1 protein-coding gene is annotated in these 1,517 nt (G+C 35.5%); it reads left to right on the forward strand.

Features of this window, described 5'->3' with window-relative positions:
• The first annotated feature begins 355 nt into the window (after window positions 1–355).
• The gene (locus PMI10_RS19505; RefSeq protein ID WP_035632366.1) at window positions 356–1,219 is read left to right on the forward strand and encodes a hypothetical protein; all 864 of its coding nucleotides are present in this window, start codon (window positions 356–358) and stop codon (window positions 1,217–1,219) included.
• Window positions 1,220–1,517 lie beyond the last annotated feature (298 nt).

Raw genomic sequence — 1,517 nt, forward strand, 5'->3', positions numbered from 1 at the left:
AAGAGCAATTCTGTCGAACTACAAAAAAACTGACTCTCGTTTGTCCATGTTCTTTGGTACTACCTTCTCTTTTGATAGTTTGCATTGCAAATGAAATAACTACAAAATTTAAGACATAAAGAAACGACACATATTATTGGAACAGACCAAAAATGGTTCGACGCTTCCCAGGAAAGACTTTTATAAGAGGAAAAAAATATTCATTTTTTAGACAAGCTATTTGTACTTTGACAACTTAGCTCTTGTTGATAATTCAGTTTAAAATTATGTAAAATATCCTATTGGATGTATGCGTTTTATTTATTTTTGTACCGCTAGGAACACGAGTTTAAATACCAGTAATAAATAAAAAAATATGAGAAAGTTAAAAATGAAAATGTCCATGCTAGCAATTGCTCTATGCTCTTATGTTGTATCCGCAACTGCTCAGGAGTTCACACTAAAGAAAGATGTTATCCTTAAAGATAAGGTTGCTTATGCAAAACTTACGGGAGAATCAAGTTTGTTTAAGGAGACCAACCTATTGGTAAGTTCTCTCAATGATGATCCTTTATTCACCATCAAAGTATGGAAGTATCCTACAGGAAACCCAGAGTACAAAAAACTGTCGGGTGTAAAAATTGAGTTCAAGGCTAGTGGCAAATCATTGGTTCGGCCGACAACAGAATACAATAAGGGCAAACTTGTTGCAGAACTATTTCATTTCTGGTCTGACCTGATTGTAAACAACACTATTGATCCAAAAGCTGAAGCTGACTATATCAGCAAATTTGATGACCATGATATAGTACTGGCACAACTCTATGAAAAAACGGAGTCGGATTACCTTAAGAAAATGGTGCCCATTAAGAGAGATACAACTGCAGCCATTGAGGTAAAACCGATTAGTGAGAACAAGACACGGGAAGGATCAATCATTCAGGAAACCGAAATTTACCAGGGGGGTGTTTATTTGATGTCGATGAGAAAACTCTGGACCTCTGAATGGGTAATGTCGTTCTATCGAAACGTTGACAAAGCTATGGAAGTCAATGACACTGCAACAAAAAAAATTCAAGTTGCTACTCTGACGATTCCTTCAATAGCCCTGAGTCAGGGAATAGGCAAATCAGACTTGTTTACCAACATGGACACCAAGGTCAGCGAGATTAAAATTGTTAGCCCTAAGGAAGCAGAGAAGCAGATCACTCGCTACCTGACAAAGCAGGGATACTTGTAAGAATCTTTTAGCGTATGAAAAACAAAAGTGGCCGTCTCAAAAGGAGAGACGGCCACTTTTGTTTTTGGGATGTTGGAGGTGAAAAATAGCCTGTTGAAGTTTGTACTTATTTTAATCCTTTACAATCCTGTATGATTTAGATTCATCATCCTTTTAATTAGATTGCCAAACATTGTTTGCCTGTGTATGTATATTGACAAAAGTTTTAATAAAAAATTAAGTTTTTTCGTTAACAAAATTGATTAACTTGTTATTATAATTAAAAAAAACAAATTTATGCGGGTATCAGTTGTACGAA

Source organism: Flavobacterium sp. CF136 (assembly GCF_000282055.1).
GTDB lineage: Bacteria > Bacteroidota > Bacteroidia > Flavobacteriales > Flavobacteriaceae > Flavobacterium.